Raw genomic sequence first — 25867 nt, 5'->3', positions numbered from 1 at the left:
TCTGAATCTTATCTGGCTTGCTGTAGTTCGCGCCTGATGGCCTGGGTCATCAGGGCAGCCTCGTGGAAACCGGAAACTATGAGTTTCAGCTTTCCCGGATAATGGCAAACGTCACCAATAGCGTATATTTTCGGCTGCGATGTGCGAAACGTCTCGGAGCTGACTACAATTGCGTTTCCGAACCGCTCAACAGCAGCCATAGCGCCAGTCGTAGCCAATGGATCGGGACGCACGATTTGACCAGCAGAGATCAAAGCACCAAGCCCTGAAGCAATCACCAGAGCTTTGGCATTGAAGGTGACGGCAGCGGCAGTTGTAAGCTGGACGCCCTGCTCATCAACGGTGATACCTGAGATCAGCTGATTAAATTCAAAGTCAGGACGATAAGGCTCAATCTGCTTAAGCAGACGATCGACCAACTCGTCACTCATAATTTCCGGAAAAGCCGGAATATCGAAGATGGGTTTGTCAGTATAAAGTGCTGTGCACTGTCCGCCTGCGCGGTCCATCGAGTCAAACAACCGGCATTTGAAACCGAACAATCCGAGCTGGAAGACAGAGAAAAGGGCGACAGGCCCGGCACCAATGATTGCGATGTCAGAATGACGTTCGGCTACCATCGACGCTCCTTATATGTCGCCACTCTGCTTTGAAATATTAGTTCTGACGTTCCGGAACCTGGACCACGAGGCCGTCAATCTCATCCGTCACGCGGATCTGGCACGAAAGGCGCGAGTTGGGCTGCGGTTCGTAAGCGAAATCCAGCATGTCCTCTTCCATCGCATCTGGACCGCCGACGATCTCAGTCCAGTCTTCATCGACATAGACATGGCAGGTCGCGCAGGCGCACGCGCCGCCGCATTCAGCATCAATGCCAGGAATGCCGTTGCGGATTGCAGCTTCCATTACGCTCGATCCGTTGTCAGCTTCAACTTCGGTGCGCGAAGCGCCATCAGCGGATACGAATACAATTTTTGTCATTTTAAGTTCCTGCACACGCCTTCCCGGCGCGATTGATATCTCGCAGAGGCAAATACGGCCTTATGCGTGGAGTTTCAACCACCGGAGCATATTCGGCAGATAACTGCGCCAATATGCCATTGCTTCAAAGCCGTTTTGAGCCGTAAATATAAGAATTTGCTGATGTACCCTTGTGGTGCAGGCGCAATAAGCATTATTGTGATGGTGAAACAGCTAGTTTGAACGCAGTGCAGATTTCTGGCCTTATGAATCAAACCATCGGTAGAATAATAATAACAGCTCTCCTTTAACGCGTATTTTTGTTAACGATTTAGCGGAGATGAGCTAAGGTGTTCTATCGCATCGGTTTGATTTCCACAGAATGATCGTTAATGTCAAAACGCCAGAAATCCGGCATTTTTTGCAAGTCCCCTCATTTTTGTTAACCTTGTATTTAAAGTTTTAGACATCAGGCGCGGGTGCCTATTTCCTTAACAAGCCCGAGCCGATACGATAAAAAATGGCGGAATAAGTTTTGTAACGGCTCTATAATGATCCGGCCGTCGCAGTAATGAGTACGAGGTAGGCAAGACTATGGCTTCTAAATCCAAGGCGCAAAAGCTCGACCACGAGGTCGAACAGGCACTTGAACAGGCACTCGATATCGATTTCGGCGACGATTTCGACATTGATATGGACCTGAGTGCGATTGGCGAAGAATTTTCAGTCGATGACCTGGAAGAGCAGATTTCGCGTGCGGCCGAAGAGTTGGTTGCAGAGCAGAACACGAAAGTGGTCGATGCTGCGAAAGTCTCTCCCGTAGACATTACGACGGAAGGAACGGCAAAGGCCGAAACGATTGCTACCGTTTCCGTCATTGCAAGCCCAGCTGCGCCGCCTGTGCCTCCAGTCGTCAATGCTGTGTTCCCATCCGCCTCGCCTGAAGCTGCTAATGTTGCGCCGAAGCCCGCCAACAAAACCAAGCCCGCAGTTCAGGAAGCTGCACCAAAGCCTGCAAACTCATCTCCAGCACAATCGTCAGTATCGGCGCCAGTATCGGCGGTTGTTGCTGCCACGTCTGCTGCCGCCCTCACGCCTGCCAACGATGATTCTCGCAATGGCAGAGCCATTGCTGCTGCGCCTCGCCGTGTAACCGAACGTTCTTCCAAGCTCTATTGGACAACGACAGCTATGAGCGTGCTCTGGGCTGCCGGTGGCATTGCGATCAGCAAGGCAATCAGCCCTGATGTCTTTTCGAACCTTCAGGCGACCAAAGGTTTCTTTACGTCCCCCGCCGGCATTGGCGTAATCGCTGGTACAGTATTGCCGGTGGTCATGTTCTGGGGCTTCGCACATCTCGTCCGTCGTGCCCAGGAAATGCATGTCGCAGCGCGCAGCATGTCGGAAGCTGCTCTCAAGCTCTTGCAGCCTGAAGCCGCCGCTGGTGATCGTGTATCCACACTGAGCCAGGCTGTTCGTCGCGAAGTTGCTGCGATGAACGAAGGCATTGAGCGTACGCTCGCACGCGCTGTTGAGCTTGAGACGCTTGTTCAGTCTGAGGTCAATCAGCTTGAACGCGCTTATAGCGACAACGAAGTCCGTATCCGTTCGCTCGTCAGCGATCTTGGCAATGAGCGCGAAGCCGTGGTCAGCCATGCTGAGCGCGTCCGCTCCTCAATTACCGGCGCTCATGAGCAGCTGAAAGAAGAATTGTCGAGCGCTGCCAATATCATACGCGACAATGTTGTCTCCGCATCTGAACAGCTTAGCTCGCTTCTTGGTGATTCTGGTGAACGCCTCATCGGCAGCATCAATGAAAGCGGTGGCGCAATTGCTGAGGCGATTGAAAAGCGTACCGGCGATATCGCAACGCGCATCACCACTTCTGGTGAAGCATTTGCAAATGAACTCGACACCCGCATTGCCACGCTTGATCAGCAATCGCGTGACATTTCGGAACGCGTGAGCTCTGCGCTTGATGAACGCACCGCTGGGATCGCCACCTTGCTGGGCGGAGCCACGCAGTCAATGGTCAGCGAATTCGATGCGCGTCTGACGCAGCTTGACACAACGCTCAACGAACGTGGTCGTTCGCTCCTCACCGAGTTCGAAACACGCGCCCATGCACTCGACAGCAGCACAGAAAAGCTCAATGCGGCTCTCGAAACCCGTTCGCGCCAGATCAATGAAAATCTCATTGCTCGCACCCGTGAGATTGCAGAAACCTTCTCCGGTGGCCGTACTGCATTCAGCACCATGATCGATGAAACGAAGACGAAGATCAGCGATGATCTGACTTCGATCAGCGAAACCGTGGGTGGCATTCTCAACGAGAAGGCGTCGTCCTTCGCGGGTAAGCTTGCTGAAAGCCGCGATATCCTGGCATCGTCACTTGAAGGTGAAACCGAGCGCGTTTCTGCGGTCATTCGCGGTCATGCCGATACACTTGCTGCACGCACGAGCGATATCGAGAGCGCCATCAACAACAGCGCTTCGGCTCTTAATTCAGCTGCAGAGCAGCATACAGCCATTCTTGCCGACAGAACCAGTGTTCTGCAGGAAGAGATGGCTAACAACGCCTCGCGCCTTGATGCCACCTTTGCTGATCACGCCCGCTCGCTGGACGAACGCGCTGCAGCCTTGCACAGCGTCATTGCCGGAAATCAGACGATTCTTGCTCAGCTGATGGATGAACGTACGACTGCACTGCGCGATAATTTCAATGAAAATCGTGAAGTTCTGGCACGGACCTTCGATGAACGTGTAAGCTCGTTGACAGCGCTTATCGCTGACAATCAGCAGGAACTGGCACGCGTCTTCGATGAACGTTCACAGGCGATCAGCGAAACGATTGGCGCAAGCCGCAATGCATTCGAAGCGACATTCACGGATCACGTTCAGCGTGTAGAGGAACGCACAAGCGGCCTCCGTTCAGTTCTGAACGATCATAACAGCGCCCTTGCCCACATTCTTGATGGACATGAGCAGACCATTGAAGGTCGTACAGCTGCGATCCGTGAGACGCTGACTGACAGCACCGCTTCGCTTAGCCAGACCCTTCAGGATCACGGCGATATTCTTTCGCAGCGTACTGCAAACCTGCACAATGCGATTGAAAACAGCAGCGATGTCATTACCCGCGCATTCGAAGGCCAGACTGGCATTATCGAAGAACGCACACAAACCATGGAAAAGGCGCTCACCATCGGCGTCGACAACGTTCGCCGCGCGCTTGAACAGAGTGCAGGTGTCGTTGCTGGCTCGTTGCGTGAGAAAATCACAGAAGCTGCAAGCGTTCTGTCCGCAGAAGCTGCCAAGGCTGGTGAATCGCTCGACGGTTTCGGCCAGAGCTTCAGTGCTGATCTCACCACCAACCTCGCTGCTACTGAAGAACGCCTCGGTGAACGCGCAAATGCAATCGCATCGCGTCTTGCACAGATCGAAAGCAGCATTGCAGACACTGCAAGCAAGACAAGCGAAACACTCGCCGGTCAGAGCGAAGCATTTGCAGCAAGCGTTGCTGACAACCTGGCTGGCACAGAGGCCCGCCTGAATGAGCGTGCAAGCGCAATTGCTGGTGGACTTGAAGCCATTGAAAGCCGCCTCACCGGCGAACTGTCGGCAATCGAAGCCCGTATCGCTGATACTGCGACGAAAACCAGCGAGACGCTGGCTGGTCATAGCGAAGCATTCTCTGCCAGCGTTGTTGATAATCTCGCTGGTACTGAAGCGCGTCTTGCAGAACGTGCGAGCGCGATTGCTGGTGGTCTTGAAGTTATCGAAAACCGCCTCACCGGTGAACTGTCGGCAATCGAAGCCCGTATCGCTGATACTGCGACGAAAACCAGCGAGACGCTGGCTGGTCACAGTGAAGCCTTCTCGTCGAGCGTTACAGAGAACCTGTCCGGCACGGAAGCCCGTCTTGCTGAACGTGCAGATGCCATCGCAACGCGCCTTGGTGACATTGGTTCACGCATCACGATGGAACTTGGTTCCGTTGAAGCACGCATCGCTCAGGTGACAGACACGACTGCTGTTACGCTTGAAGAGCGTACGCGTGAACTCAATGCAGTTCTCGCGGCCCGCTCACAGGAAATCACGCAGATTCTCAATGATACTGCCGAACCTCTCGTGCAGCGTCTGGCGGATAGCGGTCGCGGACTTGCAGAACAGCTGGAAGAAGCAACCCACGCAGCCACTGATCGCCTGCGCGCTGAAAATGCAGCGCTCGTCAACGCACTGGCCAACCGTACGGCAGAAACCATTGCAGCGGTTCAGCAGGCAAAGACCGGCCTTTCGGAAAATGTCAGCGAATTGATCGATCGCCTCGCCGCTTCAAACGGCGAACTTGGCAAGCTGATCGATGCTGCTGCGCGCAATCTGACGAATATCGATGGTCGTCTTGTCGAAACAACAAGCAGCTTCGTCGAAAATGCCAACCGTGCAGCGCAGATGTTCCAGGCTTCGACTGGCCTGATCGACACCAATATCGGTACGCTGCGCGCATTGTCCGACGGCACGCTGTCGCAGATCGCAGATATTGCCGAGCGCTTTGAAGAGCACGGCAAAGTTCTCTCGACCGCTTCGGACATGATCAGCTCGGCACAGAATGGCCTCGCAGGCACTCTTGAAGATCGTCATCTGGCGCTCGACAAGCTGGCTTCCGGTCTGGTTGAAAAGTCTGAAGGCATCGAAAAACTGATGCAGTCGTTTGAAACCGTGGTTGCTTCGGCATTCCAGCGCGCTGAAGGCCAGACACGTTCTTCGGCAGAGAAGATGCGTGAGAGCGTTGCCGAGATCGTTGAGCAGGCATCGCAGAGGTTCTCCGCCGCGACTGACGATATTCGTCGCACTGCAACGGAAATCCGTAGCGAGCTCGACACCACACGTGGCGAACTCAAGCGCGGCGTTCTTGATATGCCAGCTGAAGCCAAGGAAACGACGAGCGCAATGCGCAAGGCTGTTGGCGAACAGATCAACGCTCTCAAGGAGCTTGCTGAAATCGTTAACAAGTCGGGTCGTCTGGTCGATGTCGGTGAAAGCCGCGCAGATCGTCCGGTTTCGCGCCCGGTCCAGACTCAGCGTGCAGCACCAGTAGTTGCTCCTGCTCCGGTTCAGGCACCTGTGGCAGCACCGCATCCACAGCAGGCCGAAGTTGCCGTTCGTGCTCGTCCGGCAGAAGCTCCGAAGGCTGTGCAGCCTGCTCAGTCAGCTGAAAAGCCACGTGGATGGGTTTCCGATCTTCTGGCTCGCGCATCACGCGAAGATGAAGTTGCTGCACCTTCGCAGGCACAGCCTACCCAGGCTCCACGTTCGCCAAGCCATGTGGTTGAATCGCTCAACTCGCTCTCGGTCGATATCGCTCGCGCAATCGACCATGAAGCATCGGTTGAACTTTGGGATCGCTATCGCCGCGGTGAACGCAATGTCTTCACACGCCGCCTCTACACGCTGAAGGGTCAGCAGACCTTTGACGACATCAAGCGTAAGTACCAGACTGATGGTGAATTCCGCCGTGCGGTAGACCGTTACATGGATGACTTCCAGCGTCTGCTTGAAGATGTCGCCCGCAATGATCGCGACAACATGGTGACCCAGACTTACCTGACATCGGACACCGGCAAGGTTTACACCATGCTTGCTCACGCAAGTGGACGCCTGCGTTAAGCGTAGTCAGATGAACGAACAAACAAGAACGCGGCTTTCGGGCCGCGTTTTTTATTGTCGCTGCTTTAAGCAGTGCATTATTTTGATGAGATCTATGTTGGTTATCCAGTTGCAAGCCAAATGGCATTGCGTTTGTCCTGGACCGTCGAATCGAGCTCTGTCTAATTGGATTAGATCGGTGCTCTAAACCCTTTTATTTGAACCATAATCTTACCGACCCTCATTTCACTCCGGCCGGATTACGCTCTAAGATCGGAGTAATAACCGCGTGGCGGGAGCGCGGCGCTGATACGTGATAAAAAAAAGCAGTCCGGTTCATCCCGAACTGCCTTCAATGATCTGAAATTTCGACACTTACAGCGAAGATATAGTCCAGCTGACAATGTCGCTTGCAGTGCGTTCGAATGCAGCATCGAGAGCTTTTACGTAACCGCTATTGGTCGTGCCTGAAACGGGAACTGTTGAACGGAAGATGCGTGTTGCGCGTACCTCGCCGTTCTTGTCGTTCATAAGCCTGACGGCTATTTCGATGACGGCTGCCCTCTGTGCGCCATAGGTTTGGATACTGAACACCCGAAGATCAGTCAGTATCTGGTAATTGATAGCGAGGCCATCGCCAGGTCGCCCTACACCGCCAAAGACGCCGGTGTTTTCAAAAGCCTGCACGAGACGCGACTGAACGAGGTTCGGCAGTCTGTCGCCCCATTGCGCGCCCTTGAGATACTCAATCGCACCGGGTGCCGTGTTGACGACAATGTTCTCGCTATCCAGCGCTTTCAACGCGCTTGGTGCAGGAACCAGAATCTGAAGGTTCTTGCGGCTCGCGGATGCAGATTTCGACAATTGCGGCGCTGACAGGCTGAAGGTATCGAGCGGCGTTGTCGTTCCGCATCCTGCCAACAAGGTTGCAAGCAGAAGGGGCGCAGTAACATTCCGGATCAAATTGCGAGGGGATTTTGTCACGACAGAACCTGTAATGGACATTAATGACGCGTCCTTCCGTTATACTGCGGAACACTACCGGGGCCACCAAACAGCAAACGCTGAGGGTTGCGTTCGAGGTCAGTCACAGCCTGTTCTACACGCTGCACAGCGCGGCGGCTATCACCAATCAGTGCCTGAACATCGCTCAGGCCCTGTCCCGAAAAACGCTCAAGGTTGCTGGCGATTGGTGTGATACGCTTATCCAGATTGCTCGACAGCTGGCGAATGGATTCAAGTGTCGCCTTGGCCTGTGCTACCACACCGTCTTTATCATCGCTGGAGAGCAGCTGGTCTGCTTTTGCAATAACGCTTTCAACACGTGAGGAGGCAGCATTGAGGCGCGCCATCATTTGTTGTGCATCAGAAACAATCTTGTTGATGTTTGCGGCGTTCGAACCAAGTTCGTCAATCACGTCAGCATTTTTGGCAAGTGCATCTGTGAAGGTCTTGGTGTTGTTGATCGTATCAGTCAAAGGACCACGTGCGTCCTTGGCAAAGCCTTCCAGCTCACCAAGCACGGAGTTTGCCCGGGCAAAGATATCCTGTGCCGTTGCCAGCAGGTTGTTCACGGCAGAAGGGTCAGCATCTATTCGGGCGACCGTATCTTCTTTCGCTGCTTCGGTAAGAAGATTGGGCTCGTCAAGGCGACCACCTTTCAGCTCAACATAGGCCTGACCTGTCAAACCCTGAAAGCCCAGCGTAGCCTCGGTTGAGCGCGTAATCGGGGTGGTTGCGTTTACGCGCGTTTTAACGATCACCATTCCTGGATTGGTTTCGTCGAGATGCAGATAGCGGACATCGCCGACCTTGATACCATTAAACAAGACCTGACTACCAATACCCAGACCTGTAACTGATCCAGGTATGCGCACGTCGAGCTCAACTGAATCCCGCGCTTCACCGAAACGAGCTATCCAGTACACGAAACCGAAAGCCAGCAGGCTGACGATTAGCGTGAAAACTCCTACCAGTACGTAATTGGCCTTCGTTTCCATATCTTATCCAGTCTGCAAGCGGCTGCCGGGCCGCCGTCTGCTCGGCGCTGATGTGTCAATCTGACGTGCGCGCTTTCCTCGAAAATAGGATTTTACCCATGGATCGTCTACAGTCAGCATGTCTTCAATGGAACCACTAACCAAAACTTTTTTGTTCCCCAGAACAGCGATGCGATCACAAATCGCAAAGAGACTGTCGAGGTCGTGCGTCACCATGTAAACAGTGAGCCCCATCGTATCGCGGAGATTGGCAATCAGTTCATCGAAGTCCGCAGCACCGATTGGATCAAGACCCGATGTCGGCTCATCGAGAAAAACAATATCTGGATCGAGTGCCAGCGCACGCGCCAATGCGGCACGCTTGATCATACCGCCTGAAAGCTCAGACGGGAATTTTTCGGCCGTATCCGGCTTTAATCCGACCAGATCAATTTTCAGACGCGCCAGTTCGTCCATGAGCTTTGGCGACAGGTCGAGATATTCGCGCATTGGAACCTGAATATTCTCAAGCACATTGAGGGCAGAAAACAGCGCACCATGCTGAAACAGCACGCCCATGCGCATATCGATTGCCATCTTCTCGATTTCAGTCAGCTTATCGATATTACGCCCTAATATCTCGATCTCGCCCGACTGCTTTTTATTCAGCCCCAGGATGGTCCGCATCAGCACAGACTTACCTGCGCCTGACGGGCCGATGAAGCCAAGAACTTCACCCTTGTAGATATCGAGCGACAGATTATCGAGCACAGGAGCACGCCCGCCGAAACCAACGGTAACATCCCGCACCGAAATGATCGGCACAGGCGCATCGCTGTTCTCTGCGTCCTGCAATTCCTGCTGAATATCGATGTTATTCTCCATATGTATTCTTTAACCGAGCTTGCGATTCGACTGAACCGCTCGGGACCGCGCTAATTCGGATTTGTTCGCGACTGTGTCCGAAAGACCCCATAAAACTTTGGATCCAAGGGGTTAGAAGTCAATGGCTGCATAGAACATGGCAAACATGCCGTCGACGACGATCACAACGAAGATCGCCTTCACCACCGAAGCAGTCACTCGGCGGCCAAGTGATTCTGCACTACCACCGACTTTCATGCCTTCAACCGAAGCAAGAATGCCGATGATCATTGCCATGAAAGGCGCTTTGATGAGGCCAGCAAAATAGGTGTTGAGCGCCACAGCGTCATGCAGACGGCTGATGAAAGCCTCTGGCGAAATATTCGAATAAAACCAAGCGACGGCTGCAGCGCCAATCAAAGCGGACAAGTCTGCGATGATGGTCAGAAGCGGTAGAATCACGACCAGGGCGACAAGCCGCGGAAAAACAAGAACGCCAACCGGATTAAGCCCGATAACGGTAAGCGCATCAGTTTCCTCGCGCATTTTCATCGAGCCAATTTCAGCCGTGATCGCACTGCCCGATCGACCCGCAATCATAATGGCTGTCAAAAGAACACCGAGTTCGCGCAGAACCAGAATGCCGACCAGATCGACAACAAAAATTTCAGCCCCGAAGTAGCGAAGCTGGAACGCGCCTTGCTGCGCAATAATGGCACCTACGATCGTTGACATGAGGATGATGATCGGGATTGCGCCCACACCCATCCGGTCCATCTGCTTGACGATTGCTGGAATTGGGATCCCGGTTCCGCGCCCCGCTTTCAACTGAGCGCCGCGAATAGTAGCGCCCAGAATGTGCATCGCCATCAGGAAGTCTTCGTAGATCGAGGTCACGCCCCGCCCGATAGCATCCAGCATGGATATGATAAAAAATGGCTTCTTTGTCTGCGGTACATCCAAAGTGCGCACGACAGAATTGCCAACCTCTTCCATAAGAGGAAGCCAGGCCGGTTTAACGCCTTCAAGACGAACATCTATCTCTTGAGACAACAGCTTTTGGCGCAGCCGTTCAATCAGCCATGCACCGGCAGTATCAAGTCCTGCCACGTCCGTCGCATCGATTATGACGGCTTGCGAACCACCGACCTTTTCAAGCTCACGCATCTTCTTATCGACAATGCTGACGCTTTGCGAAATCCAACGTCCACTCAAGCTGATGAGACGTGCGCCATCATGCTCGGCCAAATCAATCTTTGGCGCGACATTGGCGGCAGCACTTGCTTTGTCGGCAGCGTCGGTCAACATGGCCTAACCTCTTATACGAGTCGTTACACGACCGAAATACTGCGTCCTAAAAGGCATAGCCATGCACAATAGCTTGAAAATCATTCATGAACGCTATCCCATCGCTGGGAAATTCACAATCTCTCGTGGTTCCAAGACAGAAGCCGTGGTGGTTGTTTGCGAGATTGGCCGGGACGGCCGGTTGGGGCGTGGTGAATGTGTTCCTTATGCCCGTTACGGCGAATCGATAGAAAGCGTGAGTGAACAGGTTGAATCCGTTCGCAACGCTATTGAAAACGGTGCCACACGTCAGGATATCCAGACAATCATGCCAGCAGGTGCCGCACGCAACGCCGTGGATTGTGCGCTATGGGATCTGGAAGCAAAGCTGTCCGGCAAAAGCGTTGCTGATATGCTAGGGACGCCCACGCGAGCAGTTGAGACAGCAATTACGGTGTCGCTCGGCACGCCTGAGGAAATGGCAGTTTCCACAGCAAAAGTCGCACATTACCCGCTGATCAAGGTAAAGATGGGTGGTGAAAACGATATAGAGCGTATCCATGCCGTTGCGAATGCCGCCCCGAACAGCCGTATTATCATCGATGCAAACGAAGGCTGGACGGATGATAACATCGAAGAAAACATGGCAGCGGCGGCCAAAGCTGGCGTGGTTCTGATCGAGCAGCCCCTGCCCGCTGGAAAAGACGACATTCTAAGCCGCATCACCCGTCCGGTGATTATCTGTGCTGATGAGAGCGTACACACATCGGAGGGTCTCGAAGACCTCGCAAAGCGCTACGATGCCGTGAATATCAAGCTGGATAAGGCTGGAGGGCTGACTGAAGGATTGGTCATGCGAGAGAAAGCGATTTCGCTTGGCTTGCAGGTCATGGTCGGTTGCATGGTTGGCACATCGCTGGGGATGGCGCCTGCCGTGCTGCTCGCACAAAAAGCCAATGTGGTTGACCTTGATGGTCCACTGCTTCTGGCACAGGATCGCGTCCCCGGCCTTCATTATGATGGTGCTCTGGTTTATCCGCCTGAAGCGACCGTCTGGGGCTGATTGTCTGCCCTGTTTATTGACTGTGCGACACTCTTTGTTGACGAGAGTACGTTTTCGAGAATGTCTGCACAGGCTTTCCACGTAAAAGGTTTAAGCACTTCGGCTGGGTCAAAGCTTGGCATCTCGAGTGCTTTCAGACATGCCTGGTGCAGATCATCAGAAAGAATGCCAGCCCCGGTGGCACCTATAACGTCGGCAGAACCTGGTACGGGAAATGCCGCAACCGGCAGGCCTGATGAAATGGCCTCGAGCAGAACCAGACCAAATGTATCCGTTCTGCTTGGAAATACGAAAACATCTGCCGACGCATAGACGCGCGCCAGATCTTTTCCCTCTTTCTTGCCAACAAACACAGTCTTCGGAAAACGCGATTTGAGGTCATCCAAAGCTGGACCGTCCCCGACGATCAGCTTCGTTCCGGGCAGGTCAAGTTCCAGAAACGCTGGCAGGTTCTTTTCGGTTGCCACACGGCCCACACATATAAAGACTGGCTGAGGCAATTCTCTCGCCACATCATCACGCGGATGAAACAGTGTGCGGTCAACGCCTCTCGTCCAGAGTTCCAGCCCGGTAAAGCCGCGACCCTGCAAATCGTCCAAAATCGATTGGGTCGGGACCAGTGTGTGCGACGCTGCATTATGGAAACGACGCAGAAACGCATAGGTCCACTTTGGCGGAATGGGAAAACGATCCTGAAGATATTCAGGAAACCGGGTATGGAAGCTTGTCGTAAAGCTCCACCCCATCTTGATGCAGGCACGTCGCGCCATAAAGCCGAGCGGGCCTTCTGTTGCGATGTGCACATAATCAGGGTTTAACCGCGCCAGCTTTCGCCGAAAGGCGGACGGTGCTGTCAACGCCAGACGAATTTCCGGATAGGTTGGGCATGGAACCGAACGGTAATCCTGTGGCGAGATGACAATAACCTCATAACCGCGTTCGGTCATCAGTTCACAGCATTTCGCCAGCGTTCTTACAACGCCATTCACTTGGGGATGCCAGGCGTCGGTGACGATGACCAGTTTCTTCATCGGCTTCCGTTCACTGCTTTGCGTGCTGCTCGCGGAAGTCTGATTATTCTGCCACTGGAATTGCCTTCCTGCACGACAGGAAGCGATGGCCGCTGACTAAGGCGCTCTGTCCACTCCAGCAACTCCATACGACCATCGAAATGCTCAACAACTGCTGTGCAGCTTTCGACCCAATCGCCCGTATTGATATATTCAACACCATTCATCTTCTCGATGGTTGCGTGATGAATATGACCGCAGATCACACCATCAACACCGATGCGCTGTGCTTCTTCCGAAACAACGTCTTCGAAATTGCCAATGAAATTGACTGCTTTTTTAACGCGAAACTTGGCCCAGGCCGAGAATGACCAATATCGCAATCCGAACATGGCACGGACACGGCTCATCACTGTGTTGATCCAGATTGCCGTATCGTAAGCCCAATCACCGAGATAAGCGATGAAGCGTGCATTGCGCACCACCACGTCAAACTGATCACCGTGGATAACAAGAAACTTACGACCGTCTGCAGTTTCATGGATGGCGCGGTTCATGACTTCAATGCCACCAAAATGCGTGCCTTGAAAGTTTCGCAGGAACTCGTCGTGATTGCCGGCAATATAGATGATAGTTGCGCCTTTGCGGCTTTTGCGCAGAAGCTTCTGAACGACGTCGTTGTGTTCTTGCGGCCAATGCCAGTTGCGTCGCAGACGCCAGCCATCAACGATGTCGCCAACCAGATAAATAGTCTCAGCCTCATGGCAGCGCAGAAAATCCAGCAAAAGTTCGGCTTGAGCTGCTTTAGAGCCGAGGTGCACATCCGAGATAAACAAAGTGCGGAATTGCTTTGGCTCGATCTGTTCTTCGCTCATTTGGTTGTCCTTCTGTTGGCAACCTTGGGAAAACCCGGATTTGAGCGCAGAAAACCCGATTCATGTCACAAACATATGACGACGAAAAAAGAGGCGCGAAACCGGAGGTTCCGCGCCTTTTGGGAAGGTAGAAAGAAACTACGAGCCATCCATATCAATCAGTGACGTTAGCTATTTCCCACCTTTATTTTAACTTACCAGTTCCAGCTTTGGACCGATGTAATTCGACTTCGGTCGAATGAGTTTGTTTTCCTTTATCTGCTCACGGCAATGCGCGGCCCAGCCCATTGCCCGTCCCATAGCAAATACGCAGGTAAAGGCCCCACGCGGGAAATCCAACTGTTCGAGAAGAAGGGCCGTGTAGAATTCGACATTGGTTGTAAGCGAACGATCTGGCTTATGGCTTGCCAATGCAGAAATTGCAGCGGCCTCAACAGCTTCGGCCAACAACAACCGGCTTTCGTCTTTACTCTTATTCTCCAGAACGCGCAAAAGAGCGGCTTTAATAGCGTCGGCACGCGGATCACGGACCTGATAAACGCGATGGCCAAACCCCATCAGCCGTTCGCCTCTGGCTATCGCATCTTCCAGCCATTGCTTAGCGTTTTCCGCATTGCCAATAGCGTCCAGCATATCGAGGACAGGAGCCGGAGCGCCGCCATGCAGTGGCCCTTTCAATGCGCCAATGGCGGCCAGAATTGAAGATGTCATTCCGGCTTGGGTCGACGCTACGACGCGTGCAGCAAAGGTGGACGCATTCAAGCCATGGTCCGAAACTGAGACGAGATAACTATCCAAAGCTTGAACATCGTATTCTTCAGGCATCCGAACATTCGCCATACGCAGAATATCAACGCTATGCGGAAGCGATGGATCAGGCGAAACCATCTGCCTGCCGCGCTTTGCACGCATGATAGCTGGCGTAAAAACCGCAGGCGCAGCCACCATATATAAAGCCGCCGTGAGATCATCACCATCCGGGATTCTCGCTATAAGCGCCCGAACCGCTTCTATTGGCTGTAAATCCAGAAGCTCGTCATCAATTGCGTCCGTATGATGAAAGATTTGAACGCGTGCTTCGCCTAATGCACGCTGAAGTTCAGCCCCCTTGGGAAAATCATCAAAAAAGCCATCCCACAATAATTCGATGCAATCCTCAACACGAGTGTGAGGAACAAGACTATCGAGAGACCGTCCACGAATTATAAGTTTTCCCAAAAGACCATCGACATCTGACAAAATAGTGTCAGCTGCGACCACATCTTCAAGACCGGCGCTCATGGCATATATCCTTAGCCTGTTTACTGAATTTCACTAAGTATAATCCTCAAAAAATTGAGCGAAATAGTTCAATTTAGTTAGCTATTAAAGTATAGCCTTATATAAGAATTCTGATATTAACACTGGCAACCGTGCCTCTTTGGATGTTTAGACACCAGGAATGTTTATCGCAAATAATGCCCGCTACCGTATGGAGGGCGCAAAAACACTCGGAACAGGTGGACATTTCCGCGCGTCAACCAAAATCCGGTTGATTGGTAGGAGCGCTTGGTGGCATGTCTACCGCCATAAAAGAAGCAGTTTCATTTGTAATACCCTGCGACTGCGGAATAACTGCTTCTCGAAATCGAGCCTATAGTGATTTGATAGTTTGAGATAAGAACGATAATGGCTCAAAAGACGCAAATTTGCGTCACTGCGCGGTTCCCTCTCCCGGCTGCGCGTATGAACCGGAAAGCGATGCGATAATGACCAACAAAAAGACCCCCTCCACTTCCACGCGTTCAGATTTTGACGAAGCGGCACTGTTTTTCCACCGCTATCCAAAGCCCGGTAAGCTGGAAATTCAGGCCACCAAGCCGCTCGGCAATCAGCGCGATCTAGCGCTTGCCTACTCGCCTGGCGTCGCGGCCCCTTGCCTGGCAATCCATGAAGATCCTGCCGCTGCTGCCGAATATACGGCGCGCGGCAATCTGGTAGCAGTCGTTTCCAACGGTACGGCCGTTCTCGGTCTCGGCAATATCGGCGCGCTCGCATCCAAGCCCGTAATGGAGGGCAAGGCCGTCCTCTTCAAGAAATTTGCTGATATCGATGTTTTCGATATCGAAATCGACGCTCACGAAATCGGGCGAATTGTGGACGTGGTTTCTGCTCTGGAGCCGACCTTTGGCGGCATCAATCTCGAAGACATCAAGGCACCTGAGTGCTTCGAAGTTGAAGAGCAGCTCCGCGCCAAAATGAATATCCCGGTTTTCCATGACGATCAGCACGGAACGGCGATCATCGTCGCTGCGGCAGTGCTTAATGGTCTGGAACTTGCCGGCAAAAAGATCGAAGACGCGAAGATAGTAACGTCAGGTGCCGGTGCAGCAGCACTCGCCTGTCTTAATCTCCTCGTCAATCTCGGTGCCAAGCGCGAAAATATCTGGGTCTGTGATCTCGAAGGTGTGGTCTATGAAGGCCGTAACACCCTTATGGATCGCTGGAAGGAAATTTACGCGCAGAAGACTGACGCGCGCGTACTCGCCGATGTCATTGGCGGCGCCGACGTCTTCCTTGGACTGTCAGCAGCAGGCGTCCTCAAGCCTGAACTGCTCAAGCAGATGGCAGACAAGCCGCTTATCATGGCGCTTGCAAACCCAAATCCGGAAATCATGCCGGAAGCCGCTCGTGAAGCACGTGCTGATGCCATGATTTGTACCGGACGGTCGGATTATCCGAACCAGGTCAACAATGTTCTCTGCTTCCCATATATTTTCCGTGGCGCGCTTGATGTCGGTGCGACGGCGATCAACGAAGAAATGAAGCTTGCAGCGGTTCGTGCCATTGCAGCACTTGCACGCGAAGAACCTTCAGACGTAGCCGCCCGCGCCTATTCAGGCGACACTCCGACATTCGGACCGGACCACATTATCCCGTCGCCTTTTGATCAGCGTTTGATCCTGCGCATTGCTCCTGCGGTCGCTAAGGCTGCGATGGAAAGCGGTGTTGCGACGCGTCCAATCGACGATTGGGAAGCCTATATGGACAGGCTGAACCGCTTTGTTTTCCGCTCCGGCCTCATTATGAAACCGGTCTTCGCTGCAGCGCGCGCGCAGAGCAAACCAATGCGCGTAATTTATGCTGATGGTGAAGACGAGCGCGTATTGCGTGCCGCACAGGTGGTGATCGAAGAACGCATCGCGCTGCCAATCCTGGTTGGTCGTCCGCATGTTATCGAAACACGTCTTCAGCGCTACGGTTTGAAGATTCGTCCGGGCAAGGATTTTGATCTCATCAATCCGGAGGATGATCCACGCTACCGCGACTATGTTGATCTGTATTTGTCCTACACCGGTCGTCAGGGCGTGACGCCTGAGGCAGCACGCACAATCGTTCGTACCAATTCAACCGCTATTGCAGCGCTTGCTGTCATGCGTGATGAAGCTGAAGCTATGATCTGCGGTCTGGAAGGACGTTTTGAACGCCATATGCGCGTTGTGAAACAAATCATCGGCAAGCTGCCCGGCATCAGTGATTATTCAGCACTTAGCCTGCTTATTTCGCAGCGCGGCGCTCTATTTCTCACTGACACTTATGTCAGCGTTGAACCAGAAGCTGAAGAAATTGCGGAAATGGCAATTTTGGCGGCAAAAGAAATCAGCCGCTTTGGCATCGAGCCTAAAGCAGCCCTCGTTTCGCATTCGAACTTTGGTTCGAAAGAGTCGGCAAGCGCCGAGAAAATGCGCCGGGCGGCAGCAATCCTTGCTGAGAAGGCACCAGAACTGGAATCGGACGGCGAAATGCATGGTGATTCAGCGCTGTCACAAGCTCTGCGTGATCGTGTGTTCCCGAATTCCCGTCTCAAGGGCGAAGCCAATCTTCTGGTTTTCCCTAATCTCGATGCGGCGAATATTACGCTGAACGTCGTCAAGACTGTTACCGATGCACTGCATGTCGGGCCCATCTTGCTTGGTGCGGCGCGCCCTGCCCATATCCTTACACCATCGGTTACATCGCGCGGTGTGGTTAACATGACTGCACTTGCGGTTGTTGAAGCACTTCAGCGCTCCGGCGAAGTAAAAAGACAGAGCTAAATAAGCTATTGCTTTAATATAAATAATACGCTTTAATAAAAAACGCCAAGTATGATTAATCATACTTGGCGTTTATCCTTTTTTAATCGCAATACACGACAATCGACACATACGAACAACAGAACGGGCTTGTTCTATGATGATTGCTTATAAGAATTTTTTTCGTGTATCTTCTTGGGCGGCGCTGATGGCGACCGCAGTGTTGGTTGCTGGCTGCACGACAACACAACCAATACAGCAATGTACTCCAAAAGAAAAAGCACGTTTAACGAGTAATCTCGCTTCTGCAAAATTAAAGCTTGATCGCAATAAAGCAGAACTTTCGCGAACTCGCACCGAGATGGCTAAACTGAGCTGTATTGGAATTTCTGCAAGTAAATCTTCTGGTTGCTCGCGTCTTAAGGCAAGAGCGGACAAGCTTCAATCAGAGATCAGGACACTAGAGAGCCAGCTTTCTGAGCTAAATGCTACAATTGCAGGTAGGTCTCATGCTGGCAGATTTGTGCAGGCATGTTCCGCAAACTGGATGCCAGCTCGGAAGATGCAAAAGGCTGCACCAAAGAAATCATCTGCGAGCAAGGCATCGAAACAAGGTCAAGCCAAAGTCGCGAACGCAGTGAGCGAGCCGGTTGAAGATTTCGTTGTGCCGGCATATGAGGCGCCCGAAACGGGTTATGCGCCCACGGCTCTACCAAAGGTGCAACCAACCGCTTATGTCGCTCCGGCAGCAACTACGCCGCCGACGGAGCGAACTTATACGGAAAGTTCGAAAGTCAGAGTAGTCGGCTCTTCGTTCTATCCGGACCAATCAAAACCAGTAGGTCCGCAAGCTCCGGACCATGCGCCTGCCCCGTAAGCGCTAAGCGCAAGGGCATGAACAGTGTCTTACCCTTGCGTCCCGTTGCTGCTTTGACAGCATCGGTCCAGATCTTCCAAGTCTGTTTGTCCCAAGGCTCAGTCGGCAGCATCGTGGATGATTCACGTACGAAGGCACGATCCTCTTCGGATAGCTCAGGATTTTCAGGTAAATCAGCATTGATGATCTGCCACCAATGAGCAGCATCATTAAATCGTTCAAGATTGCCGCGTACAGTCAACCAGAACTGCTCTGCACTCGCACCATGAATGCCCAGCGCTTCGAGACGACTTGCTGCCTTCTCATAAGGCATCTCGTGCAATAGCGCCCGATTGAGCGTATCAAGCTCAGCCGGATCGAATTTTGCCGATGACTTAGAAATGGAAGCAAGGTCAAAGCGGTCTGCAAGCGCATCCATATCTGTAGCAGCAGAAACCGACTCGGAAGTACCGATAAGCACGGCGAGAGACGCAACAGACATTGGCTCATATCCACTGTCGCGCAGCGAGCCGATCGATAGTGCACCGGAGCGCTTGGAAAGGCCCTCGCCCGAAACCGTTGTCAGAAGATTATGATGCCCAAACACAGGCGATTTAGCGCCGAGTGCGTTGAAGATCGCAATCTGGACACCTGTATTGGTGACGTGATCATCACCACGAATGATATGCGTGACGCCCAGATCAATATCGTCAACAACCGATGGCAGCGTATAGAGATAAGTACCGTCTTCACGAACAAGAACAGGGTCTGACATCGATGCAAGATCGACCGTCTGTGGACCGCGAACCAGATCGTCCCAATGGACTTCTGTGCGCGTTGTTACGAACGGGTCGCTCTCGAAATTAGGCAGAAGAAAACGCCAGTGCGGTTTATGTCCTTCTGCTTCAAAAGATGCCTTTTCTTCATCAGCGAGCTTCAGCGCTTCCCGACCATAAACAGGTGGAAGACGGCGAGCCAATCGCAGCCGGCGACGGCGTTCCAATTCATCTGCTGTTTCATAGCAGGCATAAAGCAATCCCGCCTGCTTCAGCTTCTCGACAGCCTTCGCATAAACGTCAAAACGCTTTGACTGGTATTCAATGCGGTCAGGCTTCACGCCGAGCCATTCGAGGTCAACCGCAATAGCGTCAGCATATTCCTGCTTGGAACGTTCGACGTCGGTATCGTCGTAACGCAGAATAAAACTGCCGTTATTCTTTTTGGCATAAAGCCAGTTCGAGAGTGCGGTACGCGTGTTACCAATATGAATATAGCCCGTCGGAGACGGTGCAAAACGAACGGTTACGGTCATTATAAAATCTTTCAGCGGTCGCGGAAGCGGTTCGTTATTGGATAACGACGATCACGTCCGAAATTCTTCTTGGTAATTTTTACACCTGGCGCAGATTGCCGACGCTTGTATTCGGCCAGATTGAGCAGATGTTCGATGCGTTGCACCGTTTCAAGCGCATGACCGCGTGCGACAATCTCTGCGTTACTCATTTCATTTTCAACGAGGCATTCGAGAATGTCGTCCAGCACCGGATAAGGCGGCAGACTGTCCTGATCGGTCTGATTTTCGCGCAATTCTGCGGATGGTGCCTTCGAAATGATGTTCTGCGGGATCACTTCGCCAGCAGGACCAAAGCTTCCAACCGGAACATGGCTGTTCCGCCACTCAGACAGCGCATAGACCTGCATCTTATAGACGTCCTTGATGGGGTTGAAGCCGCCATTCATGTCGCCATAAAGCGTTGCATAGCCGACAGACATTTCCGACTTGTTGCCCGTGGTCACAACCATTGAGCCAAACTTGTTGGAGATAGCCATAAGAATAGTGCCGCGCGCGCGGCTTTGCAGGTTTTCTTCGGTTACGCCGCTTTCCGTACCTTCAAACAAAGGCTTGAGTGCAGACAAAAAGCCTTCGACAGGTTCCGCAATCGGCACAATGTCGTAACGCACGCCGAGCGCCTTGGCGCAATCAGCCGCATCTTTCAGCGACTCATCCGACGTATAGCGATATGGCAGCATCACGCAGCGCACGCGATCCTTGCCCAATGCATCGACGCCCAGCGCAGCGCAAATTGCCGAGTCAATACCGCCCGACAGGCCTAGAACGACGTCTTTAAAGCCATTTTTGTTCACATAATCGCGCAGGCCCAACATACAGGCTGCGTAATCAGCTTCGAGACCTTCGGGCAGTTTTGCTTTTTCAGTATCTTCACATCGCCATCCGTCGCCATCCCGCTTCCAGACGGTCAGTGCGATTTGCTCTGCAAATTGCGGCATCTGCAGGCAAAGGCTCTTGTCTGCATTGAACGCAAACGAACCACCATCGAAGACCAGCTCGTCCTGTCCACCCATCTGGTTGGCATAGAGGACAGGCAATTCAGTTTCGATAACCTGCTTCAGCACAACCTGATAACGGCGCTCGATCTTGGCGCGATGATAAGGCGAGCCATTAGGCACCAGCAGGAATTCTGCGCCACTTTCGGCCAGCGTTTCCGCCACACCCAGATCACCCCAGATATCCTCGCAGATCGGAATACCGATGCGTACACCGCGGAAGTTCACAGGTCCGGGCATTGGACCGGGCTGGAAAACGCGCTTTTCATCAAACTCGCCGTAGTTCGGCAAGTCGACCTTGAACCGTTCGGCAATGATTTCGCCACCGTCGAGAACGGCGATTGAATTGTGCAAACCGCTATCGCGCTGCAATGGCGTACCGATAATAACGCCGGGGCCGCCATCGACTGTGTCTCTGGCAAGTTCTTTCACTGCCTTTTCACAGGCTGCGACAAAGGCTGTCTTCAGAACCAGATCCTCAGGCGGATAGCCTGCAATGAACAGTTCGGTAAACATTAGAAGGTCGGCATTTAATTCGGCAGCTTCTGCGCGTGCTGCACGTGCCTTGGCAAGATTTCCGGCAATGTCGCCCATAACAGGGTTGAGCTGTGCAACGGCAATACGAAGCATATCGAGATTCTCGCTAGCGCTGATCATGCCCAAGCTTTAACGCGCTTGTGCAATTAATTGCAACGGATGGTGTTGAAGAACAGTCGTTCTTTGTCAGATCATATAGGTCGTGAAGAGGATATAAATCCATATTGCAGCGACAAAAATGATAGAGATCAGCACAGCAAGCGAACCGCAATCCTTGGCGATCTGAATTTCTTTATGAAAATCGCGAGAAACCGCGTCGCAGGTCGCTTCAATGCCGGTGTTGAGCACTTCAACCAGAATGAGAAACAGGATCGCCCCTGTCATCATCAGGAATGTAAGCCAGCTCGGCGCAATGAAAAAAGCAACAGGAAGTGACAACAGAAACAGCACCAGCTCCTGCTGAACTGCCTTTTCGTGTTTGGCCAGATGCCTGAGAGCACGCATGGAGTTGAGAAACGCCAGCAAAATTCGCTTCATCGATGCCCCCTAAGAGTTTTCGTGAAAATCAATAAGCGAGTTCAGCTTAAATGCAACAGGGCGGAGAATGAATTCTCCGCCCTGTTCAATTGAAGTGGCTTTACCCAATCAGGCGTTAACGGCCTGCTTTTCCGAACCCAAATCACGTTCCTTCTTGAGAAGCTCTGCCAGAAGGAAGGCCAGCTCAAGCGCCTGATCTGCATTCAGGCGTGGGTCGCAATGCGTGTGGTAACGGTCGTGCAGGTCTTCCGCCGAAATTGCGCGAGCGCCACCTGTGCATTCGGTGACGTTCTTGCCAGTCATTTCGACATGGATACCGCCCGGATGTGAGCCTTCGGCGCGATGGATTGCGAAGAAGGATTCTACTTCCTTGAGGATACGGTCGAACGGACGCGTCTTGTAACCGCCTGCGGTAATCGTGTTGCCGTGCATCGGATCGCAAGACCAAACAACCTTGCGGCCTTCACGTTCAACAGCGCGGATGAGCTGAGGCAGATGATCGCCAACCTTGTCGTAGCCGAAACGGGCAATAAGCGTCAGGCGCCCTGCTTCGTTTTCAGGGTTGAGAAGGTCGATCAGACGGATGAGATCATCCGGCTGCAAAGATGGACCACATTTCAGACCGAGCGGATTCTTGATGCCACGGCAATATTCGATATGCGCGTGATCAGCCTGGCGTGTGCGATCGCCAATCCAGATCATGTGACCTGAAGTGCCGTACCAGTCGCCCGACGTCGAATCGACGCGTGTGAGCGCTTCTTCATAGCCAAGCAGCAATGCTTCATGGCTGGTGTAGAAATCGGTTTCACGGAGCGAATGATTGCTATCGGACGTGATGCCGATAGCACGCATGAAATTCATCGTCTCGGAGATGCGCTGAGCGAGAGCTGCATAACGCTCTGCCTGCGGGCTCTTGCCAACAAAGCCGAGCATCCACTGATGCACATTCTCCAGGTTAGCGTAGCCACCCTGCGCGAATGCACGCAGCAGGTTCAGCGTCGCAGCAGACTGGCGGTAAGCCATGTCCTGACGCTGCGGATCAGGGATACGCGAAGCTTCATCGAAATCGATGCCGTTGATGATGTCGCCACGGTATGATGGCAGCTCTACACCATTGAGCGTTTCCATGTCGGAAGAACGCGGCTTGGCGAACTGACCAGCAATACGGCCAACCTTAACAACAGGCTTGGAGGCACCAAACGTCAGAACAACGGCCATCTGCAAAAAGACGCGGAAAAAGTCGCGGATATTATCCGCGCCATGTTCTGCGAAACTCTCCGCACAATCGCCGCCCTGAAGCAGAAATGCCTTGCCTTCGGCAACATCCGCGAGCTGGTTCTTCAGCTTGCGGGCTTCACCTGCAAATACGAGCGGTGGATAGGTACGAAGGCGAGCTTCAACATCGGTCAGAGCCTGTGCGTCTGGATAAAACGGCACTTGCTTGATCGGTTTGTCTCTCCAGGAATTCGGGGTCCAGTTCTTCGTCATTTCACACCTGTTTAATTATCCGCGCGATTTCTCTCGGATTGCTTCCTCCTTAACACGAAAGCCGGAATCCACTTCATCAGACAAATCAATGCCTGAACACGGATACCGGCATACGTGACCGCGTTGATATAATGCAGACGCTCGCTTTATACCAGTGAGAATCGTTAACAGGATAAAAGCCCCGAAAGATTAGCTTTCGATCTTTTCTCCGTTCACGACGCGGTAGGTCGGCTTGTACATTGTCACCAGCTCTTCTGCCGCTGTTGGATGGACCGCCATGGTGCGATCAAAGTCACCCTTGGTTGCACCCGCCTTCAGCGAAATGCCGAGCAACTGTGCCATTTCACCTGCATCCGGACCCATTATATGCGCGCCAATAACCCTGCGGCTCTTGGCGTCAACAATGAGTTTCATCAGCATTTTCTCGTTTCGGCCCGAAAGCGTGTTCTTCATTGGGCGGAACAAGGCGCGATAGACTTCCAACTCAGGATATTTCTTCGCAGCTTCATCTTCCGGCAAACCGACTGTGCCGATTTCAGGCTGCGAGAAGACCGCTGTCGCAATCAGTTCGTGATCGGGTTTTGTCGGATTGTTCTTGAAGGCGGTTTCAAGGAAACACATAGCCTCATGGATGGCTACAGGCGTCAATTGAACACGGTTGATGACATCACCAACAGCCCAGATGTTGGAGACGCTGGTGCGTGAATAATCATCAACTTCAATTGCGCCGAGCACATCGGTTTTGACCCCGGCCTTCTCCAACCCAAGGCCTTGCGTATTCGGCTTGCGACCAATGGCCAGCATAGCCTGGCCGGCATGCAGCGTTTCGCCATTGGTCAGCGAAACTTTCAGCTCGCCATCAGCCTGCTTTTCGACTTTCTCGAAAACCGCACCGCAAATAATTCTGATACCCTTTGCTTCCATCGTTTCATGAAGCAGGCGTCGAATATCTGGATCAAAGCGGGAGAGGATTTCTTTACCTCGATATACAATCGTGGTTTCAACTCCGAGGCCATGGAAAATATTGGCAAATTCGACAGCGATATAGCCACCACCTGCAATCACGATTGCTTTCGGCAGTTCTTCGAGATGAAAGGCTTCGTTGGAGCTGATGCAATATTCGTTGCCTGGCAAGGCTTCATGTGCGCTTGGATGTCCGCCTGTCGCGATCAAAATCTGATCAGCAGTTACGCGGCGTCCGTCCGCCTTGAGTTCAATTGTGTGCTCATCGATCAGTTCAGCGCGGCTTGCGAATATCTCAACTTTCGAATTTTCGAGACCTTTGCGATACAGGCCTTCAAGGCGGGTGATCTCTTTGTCCTTGGCTTCGATCAGCTTCTTCCAGTCAAAGCTGCTTTTGCCAACTTCCCAGCCATAACCGGCAGCATCTTCAAAATGCTCGGGAAACTGTGAAGCATAGACAAAAAGCTTCTTGGGAACGCAGCCGCGAATGACGCAGGTGCCGCCCATACGATATTCTTCGGCCAATCCGACCTTTTTGCCCATGGCGCCAGCAAGACGCCCAGCTCGCACGCCACCGGAGCCACCGCCGATAACAAAAAGGTCATAATCGTAGCCGACCATGGTGTTCTCCGTTCAAAATCTGGAGCGCGTTTCAATCAGATTGCATCAGATTGGCGCTCTAATCCTTTGTTTAAACGCGCATCCTTCCCGAAAACCGCTTAACATTTTTCCGGATGCGCTCTCATGTTGAAACCTATGTAAGCAAAGGAAAAAGCCCGGCCAAGTAGCCGGGCTTTTAAAATCTGCGTTACAATAGCAAATTACTGCTGAGCTGGCTGTTCAGGAGCTGGGGCAGCGGTTGCGCCAGCCTGGGCTGCGAGAACTTCTGCAACAGATGTTGCGAGATCGCGTGCAATGCCATTCTGCCAGATATTAGCGGCCTTAACGACTTCACGCGTCACGATTGGGCCTTCTGCAAGAAGCTTCTTGCCAGCGTCCGACGTGTAAAAAGCAGCGATTGCCTTGAGTTCGTCTTCGCTGAAAGCATTTGCGTAAGCGCGGGCAGATTCGGTTTCGAGGTCTGCACGGCGGGCTGCAAGAGCCAGAGCCTTGTCATCAACCGTCTTGGTGATGAGTGCTTCAAGGTTTGGATCTTTCTGGATGAGCTCACCCTTGAGGGCGCGCGCAGCACTCGGCAAGATCTCGTCGAACTGCTCAGTGGCATTGATCGAGGAGATTGCTGCACGTGCAGCTTCCAGATGAGATGCTGAAATCTCCTGAGCAGAGGCCGCATGAACGCCTGACATCAGGACGAGTGCGGAAAACGGTGCAATCAGACGGCGGAAGCCAGTTGCCGGGATCATATGGTCAGTACTCCGTTCAAACAATTCTTGTCGGCGT

General features: G+C 52.8%; 19 protein-coding genes. 4 read left to right on the top strand and 15 right to left on the bottom strand.

The genetic code is table 11. From position 1 onward, the window contains the following. Positions 1–8: 8 nt before the first annotated feature. Both C9380_RS06185 and C9380_RS06180 read right to left on the bottom strand, forming a co-directional pair. Positions 9–620 carry an NAD(P)/FAD-dependent oxidoreductase gene (locus C9380_RS06185; protein ID WP_128093213.1) on the bottom strand — a complete coding sequence of 204 codons (612 nt, stop codon included), beginning with the start codon at positions 618–620 and terminating at the stop codon, positions 9–11. 37 nt (positions 621–657) lie between these two features. Continuing rightward, positions 658–981, bottom strand: a complete 324-nt coding sequence (locus C9380_RS06180; protein WP_024898709.1) for a 2Fe-2S iron-sulfur cluster-binding protein — start codon at positions 979–981, stop codon at positions 658–660. Between the two features lie 573 nt (positions 982–1554). On the opposite strand from C9380_RS06180, the gene C9380_RS06175 reads away from it, so the two are divergent. Next, complete coding sequence (locus C9380_RS06175) at positions 1555–6627, top strand: apolipoprotein A-IV repeat region-like domain-containing protein (RefSeq protein ID WP_128093212.1); 5073 nt, start codon at positions 1555–1557, stop codon at positions 6625–6627. A 354-nt stretch (positions 6628–6981) separates the two neighbouring features. Here C9380_RS06175 and C9380_RS06170 read toward each other — a convergent pair whose 3' ends face one another. The 4 genes from C9380_RS06170 to C9380_RS06155 all read right to left on the bottom strand — a co-directional run bounded on the left by C9380_RS06170 (position 6982) and on the right by C9380_RS06155 (position 10757). Then, positions 6982–7611 carry an ABC-type transport auxiliary lipoprotein family protein gene (locus C9380_RS06170; protein ID WP_024898711.1) on the bottom strand — a complete coding sequence of 210 codons (630 nt, stop codon included), beginning with the start codon at positions 7609–7611 and terminating at the stop codon, positions 6982–6984. After that, positions 7611–8606, bottom strand: coding sequence for an MlaD family protein (locus C9380_RS06165; protein ID WP_024898712.1), 996 nt, complete (start codon positions 8604–8606; stop codon positions 7611–7613). Before C9380_RS06165 ends, C9380_RS06170 begins: the two co-directional genes overlap by 1 nt. Positions 8607–8609: 3 nt before the next feature. After that, on the bottom strand, positions 8610–9470 hold the full coding sequence (locus tag C9380_RS06160) for an ABC transporter ATP-binding protein (RefSeq protein ID WP_036567651.1): 861 nt from the start codon (positions 9468–9470) through the stop codon (positions 8610–8612). A 111-nt stretch (positions 9471–9581) separates the two neighbouring features. Continuing rightward, the gene (locus tag C9380_RS06155) at positions 9582–10757 is read right to left on the bottom strand and encodes an ABC transporter permease (RefSeq protein WP_024898714.1); all 1176 of its coding nucleotides are present in this window, start codon (positions 10755–10757) and stop codon (positions 9582–9584) included. Between the two features lie 61 nt (positions 10758–10818). Here C9380_RS06155 and dgcA point away from each other — a divergent pair, with 61 nt between their 5' ends. Continuing rightward, positions 10819–11799 carry an N-acetyl-D-Glu racemase DgcA gene (gene dgcA, locus C9380_RS06150; protein ID WP_024898715.1) on the top strand — a complete coding sequence of 327 codons (981 nt, stop codon included), beginning with the start codon at positions 10819–10821 and terminating at the stop codon, positions 11797–11799. Here dgcA and C9380_RS06145 read toward each other — a convergent pair. The 3 genes from C9380_RS06145 to C9380_RS06135 form a co-directional block, all read right to left on the bottom strand. Further along, positions 11769–12830, bottom strand: coding sequence for a glycosyltransferase family 4 protein (locus tag C9380_RS06145; protein ID WP_111787665.1), 1062 nt, complete (start codon positions 12828–12830; stop codon positions 11769–11771). The genes dgcA and C9380_RS06145 overlap by 31 nt on opposite strands. Beyond that, on the bottom strand, positions 12827–13684 hold the full coding sequence (locus C9380_RS06140) for a UDP-2,3-diacylglucosamine diphosphatase (RefSeq protein WP_105705941.1): 858 nt from the start codon (positions 13682–13684) through the stop codon (positions 12827–12829). The genes C9380_RS06145 and C9380_RS06140 overlap by 4 nt, the downstream gene beginning before the upstream one ends. A gap of 189 nt (positions 13685–13873) precedes the next feature. Continuing rightward, positions 13874–14965 (bottom strand): citrate synthase/methylcitrate synthase, encoded by a 1092-nt coding sequence (locus tag C9380_RS06135; RefSeq protein WP_111787664.1) that lies wholly within the window; start codon positions 14963–14965, stop codon positions 13874–13876. A 467-nt stretch (positions 14966–15432) separates the two neighbouring features. On the opposite strand from C9380_RS06135, the gene C9380_RS06130 reads away from it, so the two are divergent. Both C9380_RS06130 and C9380_RS06125 read left to right on the top strand, forming a co-directional pair. Then, entirely contained in the window at positions 15433–17760 is a 2328-nt protein-coding gene (locus C9380_RS06130; protein WP_024898719.1) for an NADP-dependent malic enzyme, read from the top strand. A 136-nt stretch (positions 17761–17896) separates the two neighbouring features. Next, complete coding sequence (locus C9380_RS06125) at positions 17897–18616, top strand: hypothetical protein (RefSeq protein WP_128093211.1); 720 nt, start codon at positions 17897–17899, stop codon at positions 18614–18616. On the opposite strand, the gene gltX is transcribed toward C9380_RS06125, so the two are convergent. The 6 genes from gltX to C9380_RS06095 form a co-directional block, all read right to left on the bottom strand. Next, positions 18534–19907, bottom strand: coding sequence for a glutamate--tRNA ligase (gltX, locus tag C9380_RS06120; RefSeq protein ID WP_128093210.1), 1374 nt, complete (start codon positions 19905–19907; stop codon positions 18534–18536). The two genes, C9380_RS06125 and gltX, sit on opposite strands and share 83 nt — an antisense overlap. 11 nt (positions 19908–19918) lie before the next feature. Next, positions 19919–21598 (bottom strand): NAD+ synthase, encoded by a 1680-nt coding sequence (locus C9380_RS06115; protein ID WP_128093209.1) that lies wholly within the window; start codon positions 21596–21598, stop codon positions 19919–19921. Positions 21599–21664: 66 nt separating this feature from the next. After that, positions 21665–22015 (bottom strand): diacylglycerol kinase, encoded by a 351-nt coding sequence (locus C9380_RS06110; protein WP_024898722.1) that lies wholly within the window; start codon positions 22013–22015, stop codon positions 21665–21667. A gap of 108 nt (positions 22016–22123) precedes the next feature. Continuing rightward, positions 22124–23503: a class II 3-deoxy-7-phosphoheptulonate synthase gene (locus tag C9380_RS06105; protein ID WP_024898723.1), complete on the bottom strand. Its 1380-nt coding sequence runs from the start codon at positions 23501–23503 to the stop codon at positions 22124–22126. Between the two features lie 189 nt (positions 23504–23692). Beyond that, positions 23693–25087, bottom strand: a complete 1395-nt coding sequence (gor, locus tag C9380_RS06100; RefSeq protein ID WP_128093208.1) for a glutathione-disulfide reductase — start codon at positions 25085–25087, stop codon at positions 23693–23695. Positions 25088–25287: 200 nt separating this feature from the next. Continuing rightward, positions 25288–25830, bottom strand: a complete 543-nt coding sequence (locus C9380_RS06095) for a DUF2059 domain-containing protein (protein ID WP_024898725.1) — start codon at positions 25828–25830, stop codon at positions 25288–25290. Between the last annotated feature and the right edge of the window lie 37 nt (positions 25831–25867).

Origin of the sequence: Brucella pituitosa (assembly GCF_003049685.1) — a bacterium.
In the GTDB taxonomy this organism is placed as follows: domain Bacteria; phylum Pseudomonadota; class Alphaproteobacteria; order Rhizobiales; family Rhizobiaceae; genus Brucella; species Brucella pituitosa.
The sequence above is the reverse complement of the archived record's forward strand: the minus strand, read 5'-3'. Positions and strand labels throughout refer to the sequence as shown.

What these genes read in the sequence shown, in the direction of transcription:
- C9380_RS06185 (WP_128093213.1), bottom strand. Translation starts at nt 620, where the DNA reads ATGGTAGCCGAACGTCATTCTGACATCGCAATCATTGGTGCCGGGCCT.
- C9380_RS06180 (WP_024898709.1), bottom strand. Translation starts at nt 981, where the DNA reads ATGACAAAAATTGTATTCGTATCCGCTGATGGCGCTTCGCGCACCGAA.
- C9380_RS06175 (WP_128093212.1), top strand. Translation starts at nt 1,555, where the DNA reads ATGGCTTCTAAATCCAAGGCGCAAAAGCTCGACCACGAGGTCGAACAG.
- C9380_RS06170 (WP_024898711.1), bottom strand. Translation starts at nt 7,611, where the DNA reads ATGTCCATTACAGGTTCTGTCGTGACAAAATCCCCTCGCAATTTGATC.
- C9380_RS06165 (WP_024898712.1), bottom strand. Translation starts at nt 8,606, where the DNA reads ATGGAAACGAAGGCCAATTACGTACTGGTAGGAGTTTTCACGCTAATC.
- C9380_RS06160 (WP_036567651.1), bottom strand. Translation starts at nt 9,470, where the DNA reads ATGGAGAATAACATCGATATTCAGCAGGAATTGCAGGACGCAGAGAAC.
- C9380_RS06155 (WP_024898714.1), bottom strand. Translation starts at nt 10,757, where the DNA reads ATGTTGACCGACGCTGCCGACAAAGCAAGTGCTGCCGCCAATGTCGCG.
- dgcA (WP_024898715.1), top strand. Translation starts at nt 10,819, where the DNA reads ATGCACAATAGCTTGAAAATCATTCATGAACGCTATCCCATCGCTGGG.
- C9380_RS06145 (WP_111787665.1), bottom strand. Translation starts at nt 12,830, where the DNA reads ATGAAGAAACTGGTCATCGTCACCGACGCCTGGCATCCCCAAGTGAAT.
- C9380_RS06140 (WP_105705941.1), bottom strand. Translation starts at nt 13,684, where the DNA reads ATGAGCGAAGAACAGATCGAGCCAAAGCAATTCCGCACTTTGTTTATC.
- C9380_RS06135 (WP_111787664.1), bottom strand. Translation starts at nt 14,965, where the DNA reads ATGAGCGCCGGTCTTGAAGATGTGGTCGCAGCTGACACTATTTTGTCA.
- C9380_RS06130 (WP_024898719.1), top strand. Translation starts at nt 15,433, where the DNA reads ATGACCAACAAAAAGACCCCCTCCACTTCCACGCGTTCAGATTTTGAC.
- C9380_RS06125 (WP_128093211.1), top strand. Translation starts at nt 17,897, where the DNA reads ATGATGATTGCTTATAAGAATTTTTTTCGTGTATCTTCTTGGGCGGCG.
- gltX (WP_128093210.1), bottom strand. Translation starts at nt 19,907, where the DNA reads ATGACCGTAACCGTTCGTTTTGCACCGTCTCCGACGGGCTATATTCAT.
- C9380_RS06115 (WP_128093209.1), bottom strand. Translation starts at nt 21,598, where the DNA reads ATGATCAGCGCTAGCGAGAATCTCGATATGCTTCGTATTGCCGTTGCA.
- C9380_RS06110 (WP_024898722.1), bottom strand. Translation starts at nt 22,015, where the DNA reads ATGAAGCGAATTTTGCTGGCGTTTCTCAACTCCATGCGTGCTCTCAGG.
- C9380_RS06105 (WP_024898723.1), bottom strand. Translation starts at nt 23,503, where the DNA reads ATGACGAAGAACTGGACCCCGAATTCCTGGAGAGACAAACCGATCAAG.
- gor (WP_128093208.1), bottom strand. Translation starts at nt 25,087, where the DNA reads ATGGTCGGCTACGATTATGACCTTTTTGTTATCGGCGGTGGCTCCGGT.
- C9380_RS06095 (WP_024898725.1), bottom strand. Translation starts at nt 25,830, where the DNA reads ATGATCCCGGCAACTGGCTTCCGCCGTCTGATTGCACCGTTTTCCGCA.